The 19,072-nt window shown below is 71.5% G+C and carries 17 protein-coding genes; 14 read left to right on the top strand and 3 right to left on the bottom strand.

What is annotated here, in order from left to right:
* Positions 1-30 precede the first annotated feature (30 nt).
* From accC to JKV81_RS11665, 8 genes are all read left to right on the top strand, one after another.
* Positions 31-1,395: an acetyl-CoA carboxylase biotin carboxylase subunit gene (gene accC / locus JKV81_RS11700; protein WP_129266359.1), complete on the top strand. Its 1,365-nt coding sequence runs from the start codon at positions 31-33 to the stop codon at positions 1,393-1,395.
* A complete protein-coding gene (locus JKV81_RS36680; RefSeq protein ID WP_129266360.1) occupies positions 1,392-2,426 on the top strand; it encodes a helix-turn-helix transcriptional regulator in 1,035 nt (344 codons plus the stop codon). Before accC ends, JKV81_RS36680 begins: the two co-directional genes overlap by 4 nt.
* Before the next feature lie 111 nt (positions 2,427-2,537).
* Positions 2,538-3,023 (top strand): cobalamin B12-binding domain-containing protein, encoded by a 486-nt coding sequence (locus JKV81_RS11690; RefSeq protein WP_147982352.1) that lies wholly within the window; start codon positions 2,538-2,540, stop codon positions 3,021-3,023.
* On the top strand, positions 3,023-4,285 hold the full coding sequence (locus tag JKV81_RS11685) for a methylaspartate mutase (protein WP_202075682.1): 1,263 nt from the start codon (positions 3,023-3,025) through the stop codon (positions 4,283-4,285). Before JKV81_RS11690 ends, JKV81_RS11685 begins: the two co-directional genes overlap by 1 nt.
* Complete coding sequence (locus JKV81_RS11680; protein ID WP_202075678.1) at positions 4,282-5,322, top strand: amino acid ABC transporter substrate-binding protein; 1,041 nt, start codon at positions 4,282-4,284, stop codon at positions 5,320-5,322. The genes JKV81_RS11685 and JKV81_RS11680 overlap by 4 nt, the downstream gene beginning before the upstream one ends.
* A gap of 30 nt (positions 5,323-5,352) precedes the next feature.
* Positions 5,353-6,411, top strand: a complete 1,059-nt coding sequence (locus tag JKV81_RS11675; protein ID WP_129266364.1) for an aspartate-semialdehyde dehydrogenase — start codon at positions 5,353-5,355, stop codon at positions 6,409-6,411.
* Entirely contained in the window at positions 6,408-7,514 is a 1,107-nt protein-coding gene (locus JKV81_RS11670; protein ID WP_241748560.1) for an amino acid kinase family protein, read from the top strand. Before JKV81_RS11675 ends, JKV81_RS11670 begins: the two co-directional genes overlap by 4 nt.
* A gap of 11 nt (positions 7,515-7,525) precedes the next feature.
* Positions 7,526-8,515, top strand: a complete 990-nt coding sequence (locus JKV81_RS11665) for a TauD/TfdA family dioxygenase (RefSeq protein ID WP_236056353.1) — start codon at positions 7,526-7,528, stop codon at positions 8,513-8,515.
* A gap of 259 nt (positions 8,516-8,774) precedes the next feature.
* Here the strand turns inward: JKV81_RS11665 and JKV81_RS11660 are convergent, their stop codons facing one another.
* Positions 8,775-8,981 carry a hypothetical protein gene (locus tag JKV81_RS11660; protein ID WP_124275621.1) on the bottom strand — a complete coding sequence of 69 codons (207 nt, stop codon included), beginning with the start codon at positions 8,979-8,981 and terminating at the stop codon, positions 8,775-8,777.
* 164 nt (positions 8,982-9,145) lie between these two features.
* Here JKV81_RS11660 and JKV81_RS11655 point away from each other — a divergent pair, with 164 nt between their 5' ends.
* From JKV81_RS11655 to JKV81_RS11640, 4 genes are all read left to right on the top strand, one after another.
* A complete protein-coding gene (locus tag JKV81_RS11655) occupies positions 9,146-10,159 on the top strand; it encodes a LuxR C-terminal-related transcriptional regulator (RefSeq protein WP_129266366.1) in 1,014 nt (337 codons plus the stop codon).
* A gap of 121 nt (positions 10,160-10,280) precedes the next feature.
* Positions 10,281-11,162 carry a LysR family transcriptional regulator gene (locus tag JKV81_RS11650; protein ID WP_307820523.1) on the top strand — a complete coding sequence of 294 codons (882 nt, stop codon included), beginning with the start codon at positions 10,281-10,283 and terminating at the stop codon, positions 11,160-11,162.
* Between the two features lie 284 nt (positions 11,163-11,446).
* The gene (locus JKV81_RS11645) at positions 11,447-12,448 is read left to right on the top strand and encodes a TIGR03842 family LLM class F420-dependent oxidoreductase (RefSeq protein ID WP_129266368.1); all 1,002 of its coding nucleotides are present in this window, start codon (positions 11,447-11,449) and stop codon (positions 12,446-12,448) included.
* 98 nt (positions 12,449-12,546) lie between these two features.
* A complete protein-coding gene (locus JKV81_RS11640) occupies positions 12,547-14,103 on the top strand; it encodes an NCS1 family nucleobase:cation symporter-1 (RefSeq protein WP_129266369.1) in 1,557 nt (518 codons plus the stop codon).
* Here the strand turns inward: JKV81_RS11640 and JKV81_RS11635 are convergent.
* Entirely contained in the window at positions 14,066-14,827 is a 762-nt protein-coding gene (locus tag JKV81_RS11635; protein ID WP_202075677.1) for a hypothetical protein, read from the bottom strand. The genes JKV81_RS11640 and JKV81_RS11635 overlap by 38 nt on opposite strands.
* 299 nt (positions 14,828-15,126) lie before the next feature.
* Here JKV81_RS11635 and JKV81_RS36525 point away from each other — a divergent pair, with 299 nt between their 5' ends.
* Positions 15,127-15,258: a hypothetical protein gene (locus JKV81_RS36525; protein ID WP_268980706.1), complete on the top strand. Its 132-nt coding sequence runs from the start codon at positions 15,127-15,129 to the stop codon at positions 15,256-15,258.
* An 18-nt stretch (positions 15,259-15,276) separates the two neighbouring features.
* Here the strand turns inward: JKV81_RS36525 and JKV81_RS11630 are convergent, their stop codons facing one another.
* On the bottom strand, positions 15,277-17,229 hold the full coding sequence (locus JKV81_RS11630) for a CocE/NonD family hydrolase (protein WP_307820522.1): 1,953 nt from the start codon (positions 17,227-17,229) through the stop codon (positions 15,277-15,279).
* A 217-nt stretch (positions 17,230-17,446) separates the two neighbouring features.
* On the opposite strand from JKV81_RS11630, the gene JKV81_RS11625 reads away from it, so the two are divergent.
* Positions 17,447-19,021, top strand: coding sequence for an AbgT family transporter (locus JKV81_RS11625; RefSeq protein WP_236056351.1), 1,575 nt, complete (start codon positions 17,447-17,449; stop codon positions 19,019-19,021).
* Positions 19,022-19,072: the final 51 nt, after the last annotated feature.

The raw sequence follows: 19,072 nt of genomic DNA, 5'->3' as shown, positions 1-19,072 counted from the left end.
CGGCGGCCACACACACCGGAGGACCGAGACGTGTTCGACAAGGTACTCATCGCCAACCGCGGCGAGATCGCGCTGCGGATCATCCGCACCTGCCGTGATCTGGGCGTACGCACGGTGGCGGTCCACTCCACCGCCGACGCCGACGCCCGGTTCGTCAAAGCGGCCGACGAGGCCGTGCACATCGGCCCCGGAGCGCCCGCCCGCAGCTACCTCAACATCCCCAACATCATCGGCGCGGCCGTCCGCACCGGCGCGCAGGCCATCCACCCCGGGTACGGATTCCTCTCGGAGGACCCGTACTTCGCGGAGATCTGCGCCGACGACGGCATCACCTTCATCGGGCCGCCGCCGGACGTGATGGAGAACGTGGGGGACAAGGCGACCGCCCGCAGGCTCATGACGGAGGCGGGCCTCCCGCTGCTCCCCGGCACCGTCGAACCGGTCGACTCCGTCGAAGCGGCCGAGGCCGTCGCCGCCGGCATCGGCTACCCGCTGATCATCAAGGCCGCGGCGGGCGGCGGCGGCCGGGGCATCACCGTCGTACGCCGCCCCCAGGACCTGCGCGACGCCTACGCCGGCACCAGGGCCAGCGCCCAGGCCGTCTTCAAGAACAGCGCCGTCTACATGGAGCGCTACCTGGAGAAGACCCGCCACATCGAGATCCAGGTCGTCTGCGACGACTTCGGCGGAGCCGTCCACCTCGGTGAGCGCGACTGCTCGGTGCAGCGGCGCCACCAGAAGCTCATCGAGGAGTCGCCGTCCGCCATGGTCACGCCCGAGCTGCGTGCCCGGCTCGGCGAGGCGGCCGTCGCCGGGGCACGCGCCGTCGGCTACCGGGGCGCCGGGACGGTGGAGTTCCTCGTCGAGGCGGGGGAGAACGCCGCCGAGGACGCGTACTGGTTCATGGAGATGAACGCCCGCATCCAGGTCGAGCACCCCGTGACCGAACTCGTCACCGGCGTCGACCTGGTGGCCGAACAGCTGCGGGTGGCCGCCGGAGGGCCGCTCTCCGTGAAGCAGGAGGACATCGAGGTGCGCGGGCACGCCATCGAGTGCCGGATCAACGCCGAGGACCCGGCCCGTAACTTCGCCCCCACCCCCGGCCTGCTGGAGACCTACACCGTCCCCGGCGGCCCCTGGGTGCGGGTCGACACCGACTACGCGCCGGGCTCCCGGGTCAGCCCCTACTACGACTCCATGATCGGCAAGCTGATCGTGTGGGGTCCCGACCGCGCGACCTGCATCGACCGGACCCTGCGCGCCCTGTCCGAGTTCGACGTATCCGGCCCCGGCGTGCACACCACCGTCCCCCTGCACCAGGAGATCCTCGACCACCCCGAATTCCGCCGGGGCGACATCGCCACCGACTTCCTCGAACGGCACTTCGCCCTGTGAGCACCGCCGCTGAGGGGAGCGAGGCCCCGGGGGGAGGCGCCGGCCCGGGCGGCGGACCGCTCACCGACGAGGACATCCGCGTCTACCGCCACTTCCTGGAGGTCTCCCCGGACGCGGACGGGGCACCGGCCCGCCTCGGCATGCCGCCCGCCCGGTTCGCGGAGTCCGTCGCACGGCTCACCGCCCGGCAGTTGCTGCGCCCCGACGGGCCGCACCGCCACGAGGCACTCTCCCCGGGGCTCGCGGCGGCCTCGCTCACCACGTCCTCCCAGGCCCAGGTGCGCGAACTGATGCGGCGGATCGACACCACCCACCGCGAACTCGGCCCGCTGGGACCGCTGTACGAGCGCCAGGTGCGCCGGGGCCTCGAAGGCACCGCGACCGAACTGCTCACCGACGGCGAGGCCGTACGCCACCGGCTCGCCGAACTCTCCGCGCAGGTACGGCACAGCGTGCTCACCGCGCACCCCACCCTGGGCGGCCCCGAGACGCTGCGCGCCGCCAGGGAGCTCGACAGCGACCTCCTGGACCGCGGGGTGCGCTACCGCACCGTCGTACCGCACACCGCCCGCCGGCAGCGCGAGGCACTGCACCACATGACGCTCCTCAACGGCCTCGGCGCCGAGGTGCGCACGGCCGCGGTGATCCCCGGCCGGCTGATCATCCTCGACGACGACACCGCGGTCGTGCCCACCGCGACGGGCGGTGCGGCCGTGCTCCATGACCCGACCGTGGTCACCTTCCTCACCGTGATCTTCGACCACATCTGGGAGCACGCCCGGCCGGTCGGCACGGGCGGCGCGGACAACGAGGTCTTCGAGGACGTCGAACTGGCCGTCCTGCGCCACCTGGAACACGGCAGATCCGACGACTTCATCGCCCGCAAACTCGGGATCTCGACCCGTACGATGCGCCGCTACCTCGCCGGGCTCTGCGAGAAGCTCCAGGTCGAGACGCGGTTCCAACTCGGCCTGGCGGCCGCGCGGCTGGGCCTGCTCAGCGACGCCCGGGCCCAGGACGACGGCGGATAGGAATTCCTGATCGACCACATCGGGAATCACCGCCGAGGCGGCTGGACCGGGCCGCGGAGCGGGGCGGATAGTTTCCAGGACCGCTCGCCCACATACCCCCGGGGGGACCGCATGAACGTCACGGCCTGCGCCGGGCGACGCCTACGCGTCGTCGTCTCCGGTCTGTCCTCCGACGCCCACCTGTGGAACCTCGTGCACCTCCAGCTGTTCCTGGAGGACCTCGGGCACGAGGTGGCGAACCTGGGCAACACGACACCCGACGCGACGATCGTCGAGGCCTGCCGCACGGGCCGCCCCGACCTGCTCGTCCTCAGCACGGTCAACGGCCACGGGCGTACGGACGGGCTCCGGCTCATACGCGCCCTCCGCGCGGTGCCCTCCCTCGCGGCCCTGCCCGTCGTCATCGGCGGCAAGCTCGGCATCGACGGCCGCGACCACGCCGGCACGCGGCTGACGGCCGCCGGATACGACGCGGTCTTCGACGACGCGGCCGAGGGCGGCCCCGAATCGGGCCTGGCGCGCTTCGAGTCCTTCCTCGGCGCCCTGGCGGCCGGCCACTCCCGCGGGGGTCCCGCCGCAGGGGCCGGAGCCGCCTGATGACGCCCACCGACCGGTTCACCGGCTTCGTCGACCGCGCCCGTGCCGCGGGGCGCCTCGTCGTCCAGCCGCGCATGGGCTTCGGCGAACTCCACCGCATGCGCGCCGGCCTGCGTGCCGTACGGGAGGCGGACGCCACCACCGTCGGCACCGTCACCCTGGACAGCTACACCCGCTGCCACGACGACGGGACCGCGCGCCGCGCGCTGCGGGACGACCCCGCCGGGCTCAACGGCTTCCCGCTCCTCGCCCACGGCGTCCCCGCGGTGCGGTCCCTCCTCCAGGACTGTTCGTCGGCCGGCTTCCCCGTGCAGGTCCGCCACGGCACGCCCCTGCCCCTGCGGCTCTTCCGCGCGATGGCCGAGGCCGGGGCGGACGCCACGGAGGGCGGGCCCGTCTCGTACTGTCTGCCCTACGGCCGGGTGCCGCTCGCGCGGGCGGTCGCCGAGTGGAGCGCGGGCTGCGCACTCCTCGCCGCGCAGCCCGTCCCGCCGCACATCGAGACCTTCGGCGGCTGCATGCTGGGTCAGCTCTGCCCGCCGTCGCTGCTGGTCGCGCTGTCGGTGCTGGAGGCGATGTTCTTCCAGGAGCACGGCCTGCGCGGCATCTCCCTCAGCTACGCGCAGCAGATCCACCAGGGCCAGGACCTGGAGGCACTCGCGGCGCTGCGGCGGCTCGCCGGTGAGCGGCTGTCCACCCCGCACCACCTCGTGCTCTACACCTTCATGGGCGTCTTCCCGCGCACCGAGGCCGGCAGCCGCCGCCTCCTGGCCGACAGCGCCCGCCTCGCCGTGCGCGGCGGCGCCGAACGCCTGGTCGTCAAGACCCCGGCCGAGGCCCACCGGATCCCGACCGTCGAGGAGAACGTGGCCTCGCTGGAATACGCGGCCTCCGTGGCCGCCGCCACCGCGGCGGACCGCGAGCGCAGCCCCCGTGCCACCGAATCCGGCCTGTACGAGGAGGCCCGCACCCTGGTCGACGCCACGCTGGAGACCGGCCGCACGGTCGGCGACTGCCTGGCCGCCGCCTTCGCCCGGGGCGTCCTCGACGTGCCCTACTGTCTGCACCCCGACAACGCCAACCGCGCCCGCGCCACGATCGACGACCGGTCCATGCTCGGCTGGAGCCGGGCCGGCGCCATGCCCGTGACGGCCACGGCCACGGCCCCGGTCACCGCGCGGCGGCTGACCGAGCTGCTCACCTTCAACCGTCGGCGCTTCGACCGCGACGCCGTACCCCACCCGCTGAGGAGCGCCTCATGACCCGCCCCGTTCCGGCACCGAGGCTGCGCGCCACGGGCCGTTCCCTGTCCCGCCCGGCCCCGCGCCCCCAGTCCCGTACGGCGAACACCCCGGCACCGTACGACGAGAGACCCCCCGAGTCCCGCCGGACCGCCACGGCGACGCTGCGCGCCGCCCGCGCCCGGGGAGCGCTGCGGGCAGCCGTCTCCCAGGGCATCCACGGGCTGTCGCGGCGTACACCGGAAGGCCGCTGGTCGGGGCTGGACACCGACATCACGCGCGCCGTCGCGGCGGCCGCCCTCGGTGACCCCGAGGCCGTCGACTGGCGCCCCGTCACGGCGGGCGACCGGCTGACGGCGCTGGAGGAGGGGCACGCCGACCTGACGACGTGCAACCTGACCTGGACCATGGGCAGGGAGGCCACCCGCCGGGTGCTCTTCGCCGGGGTGACCTGCTACGACGGCGAGGGGTTCCTGGTCCCGGCGGGCTCCGGCGTCGTCGATCCGGCGGATCTGGCCGGCCGCCGGCTCGCGGTCCACAAGGGCTGCACGACCACGTTCAACCTGGAGGCCTGGTACGGCCCGCGCGGCCTGGAGGTCGAGCCCGTTCCCTTCGACGACCCGGCCGACGCCCTCGCCGCGTACGCCGACGGGGACTGCGCGGCCTACGTCCTGGACCGCACCGCACTCGCCGGCGCCCGGTCCCGGCTGCCCCGGCCCCGGGACCACCACATCCTGCCGGTCTCGATCTCGCGCGAGCCGATGGCCGCCGCGGTCCACGAGACCGACCCGCACTGGTTCCGCCTGGTCCGCTGGGTGCTGCAACTGCTGCTGGCCGCCGAGCACGAGGGGCCCGAGGCCGCGGCCCGGCACGCCGGCCCGCACGGCCCGGCGGTCGGACTCGACGAACGGTGGGCCGGCCGGGTCCTGTCGGCGGTCGGCACGTACGCCGACATCTACGAGCGCAACCTCGGTGCCGCCTCCGGCCTGGACGTACCCCGTGGACTCAACCATCTGTGGACATCGGGCGGGCTGCACTATCCCGTGCCCCTCCACTGACCCGCCCCTCGCCCAGAACGGAGAAGTCTGATGACTCTCGTCACCGACCCCACCGCCCCGCGCATCGCCATCATCGGTGCCACCGGAGCCGTGGGCAGCACCCTCATCGAGCTGATCGAGGAACGGGATCTGCGCTACCGCGAGCTGTACCTCGTCGCGTCGAGCCGCAGCGCCGGCCGCCAGATCCCGGTGGGCGGACAGACGCACGAGGTGTGTTCCCTGGAGGACTTCGACTTCGGACTCGTGGACATCGCGTTCTTCTCCGCCGGAACCTCCGTCAGCAGGGCCTGGGTGCCCGCCGCCGTCGCCAAGGGCGCCCTGGTCATCGACAACACCCGCGCCTACCGGATGGACCCCGACACCCCGCTCGTCGTCCCGCAGATCAACTACGCCGTCCTGGACCGGCCGCCGGGCAGCGGTGTCATCGCCAACCCCAACTGCTCGACGATCCCCCTGGTCCGGGTGCTCCAGCCGGTGGAGCGGCGCTGGGGGATCAGGCAGGTCGTCGTGAGCACCTACCAGGCCGCGTCGGGGCAGGGACACCAGGGCATCGAGGAACTGCTGGAAGGCACCGAGGTCGCCCTGCGCGACCCGGACGCCGACCTGCCGTCCGAGCGGTTCAGCCCGCCCCTCGCGTTCAACGTGGTCCCTTTCGTCGACGAGCTCCAGGACAGCGGATTCACGCTGGAGGAGCAGAAGATGGTCCAGGAGTCCCGCAAGATCCTCGGCCTGCCCGACCTCGACGTCACCGCGACCTGCGTCCGCGTCCCCGTCGTCAACTCCCACTCCGAGGCGGTCTGGGTGCAGACGCAGGAGCCGGTGGACCGCGCCGAACTGGTCGGTCTCCTCAGCCGCCAGACCGAGGTCACCGTGCACGACGCCGAGAACCGGGCGGCGTTCCCGACCCCCCTCAAGGCAGGACACCCCGACCATGTGCACGTCGGCCGGGTGCGGGTGTCGCCCCACAACCCGCGCGGCTTCTGGCTGTGGCTCGTCTCCGACAACCTGCGGGTCGGCGCGGCCCTCAACGCCGTCCAGATCGCCGAGTACGCGCTCGCCCGCGGCTTCCTGTCGGGAGGAGTGCGGTGAACACGCCGGTGGTCCTGAAGTTCGGCGGCTCCACCTTCCGCACCCCCGAGGCCTACCACGAGCTCGCGGAGGGACTCGACGAGCGCATCCGCAGCGAGGCCAGGCCCATGGCCGTGGTGGTGAGCGCGATGCAGGGGGAGACCGAGCGGCTGCGCGCCCGGCTGCACGAGATGGACGCCCGGCCCGAGGCGGCCACCGCCGCCGGCCTGCTGACCACGGCCGACCTGGTCAGCGCCCATCTGCTGGCGGGTGCGCTGCACAGCCGGGGGCGCACCGCCACGGTCCTCGCGGGACACCAGCTGGGGCTGACCACCAACGCCTCGTTCCTCTGGGCCCGGGTCACGAGGATCGACCCCCGGCCCCTGCGCCGGGCGCTCGCCGCGTACGACGTCGTGGTGGTGCCCGGCGGACAGGCGGCGGACGCCGAGGGGCGCCCGACCTGGCTGGGCAAGAACAGCTCCGACCTGTCGGCGCTCGCGGTCGCCCGCGCCGTCGGCAGCCGCTCCTGCGAGATCCACTCCGACGTCGACGGGATCTACACGTCCGACCCCCACCTGATCACCGGGGCCAGGATGCTCCCGGAGGTCTCGTACAACATGGCGGCCCTGATGTCGCTGTACGGCGCGAAGGTGCTGCACCGCCGGGCCGTCCAACTGGCCCTGCGGCACCGCATCGAGATCCTCCTGCGCTTCAACCGGGCTCCGTACACGATCGGTACGACGATCAGCGGGGCGGGCACCCAGGCGGCGGCCGTGGTCCTCAACCAGCGGTCGGTGGTCCTGGACTACCCCGACGAGGCGCGTGCCGACGCCGCGCACCACGCCTTCCACCTCGAAGGACTCGACGTCGTACGGCTCAGCACCCGGCCGTCGGTGGCGGTCGTCGGCGGATACGTCGACACGGAGGCCGTCCAGCTCCGGCACGGGGTGGTGCCCGGGCGGGAGGCGGGCGTGCCCGTGGCGGAGATGCGGGGGAGCAAGGTCACCACGCACGTGGCCGGGAGCGGCACCGACGCGCTGCACCTGGCCCAGCAGTTGCACGACGGGCTGGACTTCCCGGACCTGCCGCGGACCGGCACACGAGTGGGGGTACGAGCGACATGAGCGGGGCCACCATGACCTTCACGGACCTGGAACTGCCCGATGACGTACGGGATTCGATCGGCCGCGCGCTGGCCGGGATGCCCGATCCGGGGCATGACTTCGACGGGGCGACGGCCCGCTGCCACCAGATCTTCGCGACGCTGCCGCTCGGACTGCTGCGTGCCGTACTGGACTTCGGCCGGCACATCGACACCCCGGGCGTCGCCCTGGTGCGCAACCTCCCCGTCGACACCGAGACGGGCCCGACACCGCTGGACGGCGGACCGGGCCGGGGCAAGAGCGGTTTCGTCAGCGAGGGTGTGCTGCTGGGCCTGACCGGTCTGCTCGGTGAGGCGCTCGGTGTGCTCACGGAGAAGGGCGGCCGCCTCGTCCACGACGTCGTCCCGGTCGCCGGGGGAGCCCGTACGCAGACCAACCAGAGCTCCGCGGTCTTCCTCAACTTCCACAGCGACATCACCTACGACGCGACCGGCCGTTACGACGTCGCCAACCCGGACTTCCTCGTGCTCAACTGCCTGCGGGGCGACCCCTCGGGAGGGGCGGTCACCTATTACGCGGACGCACGCGACCTGTGCCGCCGGCTGGACGCCGGTGCGCTGGAACTGCTGCGGCGTCCGCTCTTCCGGCTCAACGCGCCGGGCAGCTACACCCGCAGCGCGGCGGGCGGGGCGGAGGTGCTGTCCCACCCGGTGCCCGTGATCAGCGGCACCGCGGAGCACCCGGAGATCGCCGTGTCGGCGAACGGTGTCCGTTCGCTCGACCGGGACGCGGAGGCCGCCTTCGAGCACCTCCAGGCAGTCGCCCGGGAGGTGGCGCACGCCGTGCGGCTGGAGCCGGGGCAGGCCCTGCTCATCAACAACCGCAAGGGCATCCACGCCCGTTCACCCTTCGAGGCCCGCCACGACGGCCGCGACCGCTGGCTCCAGCGGACCTATGTGCGGCGGAGTCTCTGGGACATCCGCTACCGGGTGACCCCCGAGGACCGCCGCGTGCACTTCTGACCGCCGCGCGCGCCGTCACACGGCGCGGCGGTCGCCTCACACACGGGACGAGCACGCCGCCCGGGCCCCGGCGACTCGAACGCCGGGCCCCGCGCGCCGTGCTCGTCCCGCACCGCCCCCCTGGTAGCGCTCGGACCCTTGGTCTACAGGGTCCGGCGCGGCCAGTGCAGAGTCCCCGAATCGACGCGGAGTGTTTCGTCACCGGTCGCGATGAGTTTCCTCTGGAACACCGTTTGCTCCTCGGTAATTCTGCGCGGATTCAGGAAAGGGAAGAGAGCGCGGCGGCGGCCACGGCACCGGTGGGCGGCGCGGGCGGGACGACGTCCCACTTGTCATCGGCGACGGTTATCCGGCCGGACGTTTCGTCCGCTCCGGCGCTCGTCGGCGTCAACTCCACGGAGTGAAACATTCCGATTGCGAGTGCGGTCGCGGCGATGCCCTGAGCCAGGAAAGTACGTGCCTTCATGTCGCGTGTCCCCCTGTGCGTCTCATTTGTTTGCGGCGCCGTCTGGGCCGCACTGGAAATGTGTCAGTTCCTGAGTTCCAGTTCGAGGGGCGTGGGGTGTCCTATGATGGAGCGGCAGCAAGTGGATAGCGACATATCGGGCATTCGATGGGGGCTGGTGGCCGATGGACGAGCATCACGAGTTGGACGAAGTCGCCGTCGCGACGTACGAGTTCGCCTTGCGCACCGGTTCCTTCGGGGACGAGGACGTCGCCGGCCACCTGGGGGTCGACGTCCGGCTGGTCGCCGAGGCGCGCAAGACCCTGCAGGACATGAGGCTGCTCGCCTCGGCGGGGAGCAACCGCGCCGTGGTGGCGCTCGACCCCGAGATCGCGGAGGCGGAGCTGGTCACGCCGCTGGAGCTGTCGATCGCCCAGCGCCGCCGCGAGATCTCCAGCATCCACCAGCAGTTGCGCGTCCTGTCCGCGATGTACCGGGCGCGCGCCCAGCCGGTGGCCGAGGACGTGCCGATCCGGGTCCTCGACGACTTCGAGGACGTACGGCGCGAGATCGACCTGGCACGAAGACGGTGTACCGACGAGCGCATCACGCTCCAGCCCGGCGGCGGCCGCAGCGCGGAACTGCTGGACCAGGACCTCCTCCAGACCCTGGAGATGCGCGAGCGCGGCATCCGTATCCGCACCCTGTACCAGCACACCGCACACGCCAGCCTCGCCACCCGCGCCTACGTACGCCAGATATGCGAGGCGGGCGCCGAGGTCCGCACCGCCGAGGAACTGTCCGAGCGGCTCATCATCTACGACCGCAAGCTCGCCTTCATCCCCAAGGAACGTACGGGCAAGGAACCGCCCGGCGCGGCCATCGTCACCGACCCCACGATCGTCGCCTATCTGTACCGGTCCTTCGAATCCGTCTGGCAGGGGAGCCAGACCTTCGACATCGGGGGGACCGCCGAGTACCACCACGCCGAGGACCTGCGGATGTCCGTCATCCGGCTGATGGCGATGGGCCTCAAGGACGAAGTGATCGCGCGCCGCCTGGGTATGTCCACGCGCACATGCCGCCGTCATATCTCCGGAATCATGGGGGAGGTCGGAGCGACGAGCCGATTCCAGGCAGGGATCCTGCTCGCGAAGCAAGGGCTCGGCCAGGACGACGAAAGCGTGACCGTTTCCTGACGGCGTCTGTCCTCGATAAGACAGCTGGTAGTTCTGGCCTCGCCCTCCCATGGGCTGATTTTCTTGTGTCCGCCACGTTCGGCGAAAACCGGACCTCGGAGGGGACATGGATATTCGGCAGTTGGCGACGTTTCACAAGGTGGGGACGCTGCTCAGTTTCACTCGTGCGGCGGCTGAACTGAAGTATGCACAATCCAGCCTGACCGCCCACATCAAGAGTCTCGAGGAATCACTGGAGGTCAGCCTTTTCGACCGGCTCGGTGGCCGGATCGAGCTCACCGAGGCCGGCCGGCGGCTGCTTCCCTACGCCGAGCAGATGCTCACGCTCGCCGGTGAGGCGCGGGGCGCCGCCCTGGGTTCCGAGGAGCCCACGGGCGCGCTCACCGTCGGATCCATGGAGAGCATCACGTCCTACCGCATGCCGATGCTGCTGGAGTTCTTCCACCACCGTCACCCGGCCCTCCAGATCGTCCTGCGTCCCAGCCTCTGCGCCGAGACCTGCCACGCCCTGCGCCAAGGGCTGTTCGACCTGGGCTTCCTCATGGAGGCCGAGACCCGGCACCCGGGCGTCCAGACGGAGGTCCTGGGCTCGGAGCCCCTGACCCTCGTGGCCGCTCCCTCACACGCGCTGGCCCAGGCGGAGAAGGTGACCACCGAGGACCTCCGAGGCGTCCAGGTCCTCTCCGCCGAGGCGGGCTGCGCGTACCGGGAACTCTTCGAGACGGAACTGAACGACGGCACCGGGGAGTCGCTGCCCTTCCTGGAGTTCGGCACGATCGAGTCCATCAAGCGGGGCGTGTCCGCGGGACTCGGCGTCAGCCTCCTGCCCACGGCCACCGTCGCCGACGCCCTGGAGGCCGGCACCCTCGTCTCCCTTCCCTGGGCCATCCCGTTCACGGTGTACACCCAGATCGCCTGGCGCCGGGGCAAGACGCTGACGCGCGAGATGCGGGTCTTCATCGACCAGACGATGCGGTTCCTCACCGAGGAGTACGCCCAGTAGTCCACCCGGCAGTACACCCACGCCCCCACCCATGACCCGCCCCCTGACCGGCAGGGGCCGCTCCCGGGCGACTCGCCCGAGAGGCGGCCGTCGTACGAGGTTCGACGCGCCCCGATGTGGAAAGCTCTATCGGAGCACGCCGCTCACGGACGCGCCCACGGAGCCGCTTCGGCGTGCCCTCGGGACACCTGAGGACCGCGGCCCGGAGGATTCCCCGAGCGCCGGCGGTCCCGGCCGCCACATCCTCGCGTTCCCTGCCAGCACCTGGACCAGGAGCATCTGTCATGGATTTTGGACTCGTCCTCCAGACCGACCCGCCCGCATCGGCCGTGGTCGGACTCATGCGCCGCGCGGAGCGGAACGGCTTCCGCTACGGCTGGACCTTCGACTCGGCGGTGCTCTGGCAGGAGCCCTTCGTCATCTACAGCCGGATCCTGGAGCACACCGAGCGGATGCGCGTCGGGCCGATGGTGACCAATCCGGGGACCCGCACCTGGGAGGTCACCGCCTCCACCTTCGCCACGCTCAACGACATGTACGGCAACCGCACCGTGTGCGGCATCGGGCGCGGTGACTCCGCCATGAGGGTGGCCGGCCGCAGCCCCAACACCCTGGCCCGGCTCGGCGAGGCCATCGACGTGATCCGGGACCTCGCCGAGGGGCGCGAGGCCACCGTCGACGGACAGCGGATCCAGATCCCCTGGGTGAAGGACGGCAGCCTCCCCGTCTGGATGGCGGCGTACGGCCCCAAGGCGCTCGCGCTCGCCGGGCAGAAGGCCGACGGCTTCATCCTCCAGCTCGCCGACCCCTACCTCACCGAGTGGATGGTCAAGGCCGTACGCGACGCGGCGGCCGAGGCCGGCCGTGACCCGGACTCCGTCACCATCTGCGTCGCCGCGCCCGCCTACGTGAGCGAGGACCTGGACCACGCGCGCGAGCAGTGCCGCTGGTTCGGCGGCATGGTCGGCAACCACGTGGCCGACCTCGTCTCCCGCTACGGCGAGCACTCCGGCCTCGTACCCGAGGCCCTCACGGCGTACATCGCGGGACGCTCCGGCTACGACTACAGCCACCACGGCCGCACCGGGAACCCGGACACGGCCTTCGTCCCCGACGAGATCGTGGACCGCTTCTGCCTGCTGGGCCCCGCCGAGGCCCACATCGAGAAGCTCCGGGCCCTGCGTGATCTGGGCGTCGACCAGTTCGCCGTCTACAACATGCACGACGCGCGTGAGGCGACCATCGACGCCTACGGCTCCACGGTCATCCCCGCACTGTCCGCCTGACGCCCCCTCACGTCCTGCCGCCCGCCCGCAGCGACTGGCCGGGCACCGCACACCCGCGCCCCGCACGGCACCTCTCCCGAGCGAAGGGTCACGCCATCATGACCGCTGCCGTCCCACCCGTCCCACCGTCCCCGTCCGGGGAGCCGATAGCCGCCCCGCCGGGCGGCCGGGTCGAGCTCGCCCCCGGGGCCGTGCCCGCGGGCTCCCGTTTCGTCAACGACGATCTGCTGCCCGTGCCCCTGGAGCGGCGCCGCTGGACGACGTACAACTTCGCGGCCCTGTGGATCGGGATGGCCCACAACATCCCGTCCTGGCTGCTGGCCTCCGGGCTCGTCGCGCTCGGCATGGACTGGAAGCAGGCTGTCCTCACCATCGCGCTGGCCAACGTGATCGTGCTGGCGCCGATGCTCCTCACCGGGCACGCCGGACCCAAATACGGCATCCCCTTCCCGGTGCTGGCCCGGGCCTCCTTCGGGCTCCGCGGTGCCAATCTGCCGGCGCTGATCAGGGCGGCCGTCGCCTGCGCCTGGTTCGGCATCCAGACCTGGATCGGCGGCGTCGGGATCTTCACGCTGCTCGGCAAGATCTTCGGCGGCTGGGCGCGGGCCGGTGAGATCGGCGGGCAGCCCTGGACGCTCTGGCTGTGCTTCGTCCTCTTCTGGGCACTCGAACTCGCCATCATCTACCGGGGGATGGACACCCTGCGCCGCTTCGAGAACTGGGCGGCGCCCTTCGTCATCGTCGGTGCGGTGGTCCTGCTGGTCTGGATCGCGGTCAAGGCCGGCGGATTCGGCCCGCTCCTCGACCAGCCGTCCGCGCTCGGCTGGGGCGCGGACTTCTGGCCGGTCTTCTTCCCGTCCCTGATGGGCATGATCGCCTTCTGGTCCACGCTCTCCCTGAACATCCCCGACTTCACACGCTTCGGCGCCGGCCAACGCGCCCAGATCCGGGGCCAGTCGCTGGGGCTGCCGACCACGATGACCTTCTTCGCCCTGCTCTCCGTCTTCGTCACCTCCGGCTCCCAGGCCGTGTACGGGGAGGCGATCTGGGACCCGGTCCAGCTCGTCGCGAAGACCGACAACGTCTTCGGCCTGCTCTTCGGGCTGATCACCGTGCTGGTCGCGACCATCTCCGTGAACATCGCGGCCAACGTCGTCTCACCGGCGTACGACCTGGCCAACCTCGCCCCGAAGTTCATCAACTTCCGTACGGGCGCGCTGATCACCGGCATCGTCGGTGTCCTGATCATGCCGTGGAAGCTCACCGAGACACCCGAGCTGTACATCTTCACCTGGCTCGGCCTGGTCGGCGGTCTCCTCGGCACGGTGGCCGGCATCCTGATCGCCGACTACTGGATCATCCGCCGCACGGTGCTGGACCTGCCGGACCTCTATCTGCCGGGAGGCCGCTACTGGTACCGCGGCGGCTGGAACTGGCGTGCCGTCGTGGCCTTCGCCGTCGGCGGTGTCCTCGCGGTGGGCGGCTCCCACTCGGCCCCGGGCAAGGGCCCGTTCCCGGCCGACGGGCTGATCCCGTTCCTCGAACCGCTCGCCGACTACGGCTGGGCCGTCGGCCTGGTCTCCTCGCTGCTGCTGTACACGGTGCTGAGCCGGGGCCTCAGGACTGCGACGGACCCCGGCCGAGCACGGCGCTGACGTCCACCGTCTCGTCCGCGGGAGGCGTGGCCGTGGGCACCGGCTCGTCGAAGCCGGAGAAGTCCACGGCCGCGTCCGCCCCGTCGCCGCGCACGGTGATCCGCACCGGGTAGTGCGTGCCGCCGGTGTCCACGTACGCCGTCAGCTTCTGCTCGTTCAGGGTCCGGGTGACCGGGACGGTCCGTACGCCGTCGACCGTCGTCACCTTCCCCTTGCTGTAGGTCCCGGCGTCCGTGCCGGCGTTGTCGGAGACCAGCTCGCGGAAGGTGTCCAGGTCGCACGCCTCGACGACGGGCCGCAGCCGGGAGTCCGAGGCGGAGCCCTTCATATACCGGCCGGCGAGGATCGCCTCGAAGGCCGAGCCGCCGACCGGGACCTGGTTCTCCCAGAAGTCCGCGTCCGGCTTGAGCCAGACCGAGTCGCCCCGTTTGACGATCTTCACCGAGCCCTTGTCCTTGCCCAGGTCGACCCCGCCCGCACAGTTGCCGTTCCGGTCCAGCGTGAGGTCCACCGTCATCGGGGAGCGGCCCTTCCCGAGATCGCCCCGCGCCCGCAGATGGACGGAGCTGACGTCCAGCAGGGCGTCACGGGACCGGTCGGCGATCTGCTCGGCGGGAAGCGCCTCGAAGTTGTCGTCCGCCCGGGCCACCGTGCCGCCGGCGACGGCGAGCACGGCCACGGCCGCGCAGGCACCTGCACGGGTGGCGATGCGCTGTCCTGCCACGGCGCCTCCTCGGAAACGTCCCTGCTCAGGGCCTTGCACGCGGGAATCACCCACCTAGTGAGCGTACGCCCGCGCACGGATGCGTGCATCGTGGCCGGGAGAGCGGAGGTTGACCGGATGCGCCGGGGGGCGGTACTGCTGGCCGGTGCACCGGTCGTACGCCGGTCGTACCGAGGAGGGGGCGCAAGGTGTGGTGGGGCAGGAAAGAGGCGGGCGGGCTGCCGAAGATCCCGCGGAGTGTGGATCCACGGCGAGCGCGAGCGCTGCCCGTTCCGGCCGATGCGCAGGCCGACGCGCGCATGTTCATGCAGGGGGGCGACACCATCCGCGCGCTCAAGGTGATCGTGGACGCGACCGGTTACGACCTGCGGCAGGCCCGGGACATCGTGTACGCGCTGATCTACGACATCGAGGTGCCGAGGACAGGCTGAGCCACGGCGCGACGCCCGTCACCGCGGGGTGACCGGGTGTCCGCAGGACGGCGCTGCGAGCGCGTCCGCTCCTCCTTCCAGCCACACCCGCAGGTGGGAGGGGTGCTCGACATCCATGTGGACGGTGTTCGTGGCTGTCGCGGTGCGGCGGGTGGCCGCCTCCGGTTCGCCGGTGTTGGTGTTGGTGTCGAAGCGGGGGAAGTTGCTGGAGGAGACGTCGAGGCGGATGCGGTGGCCGGCGGCGAACCGGTTCGCCGTGTCGGGGGCCGTCACCTCGATCTCGTACACCGCACCCGGGGTGAGGAACTCCGGCTTCTCGTACGAGCGGTGGAAACGGCAGCGAACGATGCCGTCGGTGAGGTTCATGGCGAAGCCGCGCGGATAGTCGGCGTTGGGCGGGTGGACGTCGATCACCTTGATGGTGAAGTCGGTGTCGGGGGCTGTGGTGGAGATGTACAGCCGCGCCGAGACCGGGCCGGCCAGCACCACGTCCCGTTCGAGTGGCGGTGTGGTCAGACTGATCACGTCCGGGCGGGAGTCGAGCGGCAGGTACGGCTCGCGCGCCCCGTACACCCGGGCGTCAGGGGTGTTCTGGTCGTACGCCCCACCCGTCATCACCGGCTCACCCGAGGTGACCTGGCCTCCCATGGTGGGGACAGGGTGGCGTGGGTCGAAGTCGTAGCTCACCGATGTGCCGGCCGACGTGGGCGGGTCGGCCTCCAGGGTGCCGCCGGTGGTGAGATACAGGGCGACGGGGGCCGTCGACGACGGCGGCCACCGGGTGTCGGTGCGCCATTCGCCGCCGTGCCGCATCCGCCCGGCCGTGTCCCGTCGGCCGTCACCGCCGCCCATCAGGAAGTACTGGACAGCGGGGAGGTCCGCGCCGTCCGGACCGTCCGCGACTGCCGGGCGCCTGCCCAGAGCCCGGTCGAACCAGCCGCGGCGGAACTCCAGGTACGACGGGGCGAGGTTTCCGTCCAGTGTCGCCCGCGGACCGAAGTCCACGTCCCCGGCGTACGTCTCGCAGCGGTGCCCGTGCGTCCACGGGCCCATCACCAGGTAGGAGGGTGCTGACTTCAGTTCCCGCAGGGCGGTGAAGTTCTCGATGGTGGAGCGGACGTAGGGGTCGTACCAGCTGCCCATGTGCAAGCTCGGAGCGTCCGGGAAGCGCTCGTAGAAGCCCCGCCCGTAGATCGCCGGGCTGCGGTAGAAGTCCCCGAAGGTGTCCTGCCGCCACTGCTCCAGCAGGAAGTCCTCGTACGCCGGCAGGTGCCGCAGCGGTGTGCAACCCGGGCGCCACGGCATCGCTCCGAACCAGCCCGCCACATCCACCTGCCGCAGCTCCTCCGCCAGCACGGGATCCGCGGCCGCCTCGGGGCTCCTCGCCGCCTGCCGCAGCGCCCAGGTCACCTGCTTCAGCTCGAAGGCGCCGCCCATGCGCATACCGGCGTCGTACGCGGAGGAGAAGCCGCCCGAGTCCTGGAACATGGCGGCGAGTTCGGTCACCCCTTCGGCTGCTGCGGCTGCCTGGACGTGGGCGGAGTAGGAGACCCCCGTCATCACGACCCTGCCGTCGCACCACGGCTGGTCCCTGAGCCAGGCGATGGTGTCCGCCCCGTCCGGGCCCTCGCCCAGGTACTTCACGAACGTCCCCCCGGAGTCGCCGCGGCCCCGGCAGTCCTGCCGTACGACGTGGTACCGGGCTTCGGTGAAGAACCGGGCGACGTCCTCCGGCTGCGGGACCGGCATGCCGCCGCGGTCCTGGTCCGAACCACGCTGTGCACGGCGGCCGTACGGGGTGCGCTCGAGAAGCACGGGCAGCGCGGTCGCCTCCGGGTCGGCCGAGGCGGAGTACAGGTCGGCGGCGAGGAGGATGCCGTCCCGCATGGGAACGCGCAGGTCACGGCGCCAGAGGGCACCGCCCTGGAGCGGTTCGGACCGGCAGGCGCGGGGGCTGTCGTACGAGATCACCCCGGTGACATTAGGCAGTGGCCCAGCTCATGGCGATCACTTGACTTCATCAGGTCAACTGTCCGGGCAGACGGTGACGGAACCGGATCCGGGACCTAATGTGCAGCGCAACCCCGGAACGCCGTGCGTGGCATCCCGCGACCGGGGCCCCCTTTCCCGTACAGCGCCCGCGGCGGGGCCGCGCCGTGCCCCTTTCACCGTCCCGCCGGAGGCCGCCTTGAGCACGACAGACAACCGCGACCAGGAGGTGCGGGACCTTGAGCCGGACGAGCGGGGACGCGGCTCCGGTCTCCTCGACCTGGTCGAGCGCGCCGGTAACGCACTGCCGCACCCCTTCTGGCTGTTCTGGATCCTCTGCGGGGTCGTCGCCTGCGTCAGCTGGGCGCTGCACGCCGCCGGCCTGCGGGTCGAGGAGCCCTCCTCCGATGAGCTGGTCGGCGTCCGCAGCGCTCTGTCCGCGGATGCCGTGAAGGACCTGATCGGTGGCGCCGAGGAGTCCTTCGTCACCTTCGGCCCGCTCGGAGTCGTGCTGATGGTGATGCTCGGCGTCGCGGTCGCCGAGCGGTCGGGACTCTTCGAAGCGCTGGCCCGCCGCATGCTGTCGGGGCTGTCGCCGCGCACAGTCGTCCTGGGCGTGGCGCTGGGCGGGGTGCTGGGGAAGTTCCTGTCCGACTCCGCGTACGTGGTGCTCATCCCTCTCGGGGCGGTGGCCTTCAGGGCCGTCGGCCGCTCCCCGCTGCTCGGCATGATCGTCGCGTTCGTCGCCATCAACGCCGCGGGCGACGCCAACCCGCTGATCGCCCCCGGTGACGCGCTGTTCGCCTCCGTGGCCACCGAGGCCGCGCAACTCGTGGACGGGGACGTGGTGGTCCGCGCGACGGACAACATGTACTTCACCACGGTCTCGGCCTTCGTCCTGGCCGGGACGATCGCCTTGGTCGTGGACAAGATCCTCGCCAGGCGCGAGCACCACCTGGTCCCCGACGAGGACCTGGAGGCCGCCGCGCTGGAGCAGGGCGCCGCGGCCCGGGTGGACGACGCGACGGAGTCGCGGGCCCTGAGGCTGACCGGGCTGGCCGTGCTCGGATACGCGGCGCTGATCGTCCTGGCGATGCTGCCCGCCTCGTCGCCGCTCCGTGGCGAGGGGGGAGCCCTCGTGGAGTCCACCTTCATGGACTCCATCGCCGTCTTCCTCACCGTCTTCTTCCTGCTCATCGGCGCCGTGTACGGGCTGTTCACCGGGCGGATCAGCGGGAGCCGCGCGATACCGGAGTTCATGGCGGAGGGCGTGCGCTCCATCGCGCCGCTGCTGGTGCTCTTCTTCGCGGTGTCCCAGTTCCTCGCGCTGTTCAGGTGGACCAACATCGCCACGGTCGTCGCGGTCGAGGGCGCGGACTTCCTCAAGCAACTGGGCGCACCCACCCTGGTGCTGTTCACCCTGCTGATCGTCGCGGTCGCCCTGATGAACCTCCTCGTGACGTCCGGCTCCGCCCTCTGGGCCCTGGTCGCACCGGCGCTCGTGCCGATGCTGATGCTGCTCGGCACCAACCCGGCCACCACCATGGCCCTCTACCGGATCGCCGACTCGTGCACGAACTCCATCACTCCCATGAGCACCTCGTTCATGCTCTGCGTCGGCTACCTGCAGACGCTCCGGCGCAAGGCCGGCATCGGCACCCTGATCTCCTTCACCCTGCCCCTCGCCATGATCATGCTGGCGGTCTGGGTGCTGCTGTTCTTCGCCTGGTACCTGCTGGGCATTCCACTCGGCCCCGGCGCGCCCGTCCGCTGAAGGCCCAGGGGGTGTTTTGAAAGTCCCGCCTGCCCGGCGACGCCTGGCACG

Source organism: Streptomyces silvae (assembly GCF_016745505.1).
In the GTDB taxonomy this organism is placed as follows: Bacteria; Actinomycetota; Actinomycetes; order Streptomycetales; family Streptomycetaceae; genus Streptomyces; species Streptomyces silvae.
This window is presented reverse-complemented; position numbering and strand designations above follow the sequence as displayed.

Excerpts from the sequence above, each read along its gene's own strand:
- JKV81_RS11655 (WP_129266366.1), top strand. The coding sequence starts at position 9,146 with ATGGACGAGCATCACGAGTTGGACGAAGTCGCCGTCGCGACGTACGAG.
- JKV81_RS11660 (WP_124275621.1), bottom strand. The coding sequence starts at position 8,981 with ATGAAGGCACGTACTTTCCTGGCTCAGGGCATCGCCGCGACCGCACTC.
- JKV81_RS11680 (WP_202075678.1), top strand. The coding sequence starts at position 4,282 with ATGACCCGCCCCGTTCCGGCACCGAGGCTGCGCGCCACGGGCCGTTCC.
- JKV81_RS11690 (WP_147982352.1), top strand. The coding sequence starts at position 2,538 with ATGAACGTCACGGCCTGCGCCGGGCGACGCCTACGCGTCGTCGTCTCC.
- JKV81_RS36525 (WP_268980706.1), top strand. The coding sequence starts at position 15,127 with ATGTTCATGCAGGGGGGCGACACCATCCGCGCGCTCAAGGTGATCGTG.
- JKV81_RS11675 (WP_129266364.1), top strand. The coding sequence starts at position 5,353 with ATGACTCTCGTCACCGACCCCACCGCCCCGCGCATCGCCATCATCGGT.
- JKV81_RS11665 (WP_236056353.1), top strand. The coding sequence starts at position 7,526 with ATGACCTTCACGGACCTGGAACTGCCCGATGACGTACGGGATTCGATC.
- JKV81_RS11685 (WP_202075682.1), top strand. The coding sequence starts at position 3,023 with ATGACGCCCACCGACCGGTTCACCGGCTTCGTCGACCGCGCCCGTGCC.
- JKV81_RS11645 (WP_129266368.1), top strand. The coding sequence starts at position 11,447 with ATGGATTTTGGACTCGTCCTCCAGACCGACCCGCCCGCATCGGCCGTG.
- JKV81_RS11640 (WP_129266369.1), top strand. The coding sequence starts at position 12,547 with ATGACCGCTGCCGTCCCACCCGTCCCACCGTCCCCGTCCGGGGAGCCG.